Below are 228 nucleotides of genomic sequence, written 5' to 3'. Positions count from 1 at the left end.
TATCGCGTGCTTCGGTTCACCAACGACGATGTGATGAAAAGTCTTGAAGGAGTCGTTCTGAGCATCGCGGAAGCTGCGGAGCAAGCGGCACCCCTCTCCCTAACCCTCCCCCGCAAGGGGGGAGGGAGCCTGACCAACGTGCTCACCTCACTTCGTAGCGCAACTGTTCCTGGCGTCACGGCTGCACCTCGCCATCGTTATCGGATGTGAGGGAGTCACCGGCGGAAG

Annotated in this window: 1 pseudogene; it reads left to right on the top strand. The window is 60.5% G+C overall.

Annotation, left to right across the window (positions count from 1 at the left end):
* Positions 1–210 (top strand): annotated as a pseudogene (locus FNJ47_RS50895) (endonuclease domain-containing protein); the annotation flags it as partial.
* Positions 211–228 lie beyond the last annotated feature (18 nt).

The organism is Bradyrhizobium uaiense (assembly GCF_010811875.1).
GTDB classification, from domain to species: Bacteria; Pseudomonadota; Alphaproteobacteria; order Rhizobiales; family Xanthobacteraceae; genus Bradyrhizobium; species Bradyrhizobium uaiense.
This window is presented reverse-complemented; position numbering and strand designations above follow the sequence as displayed.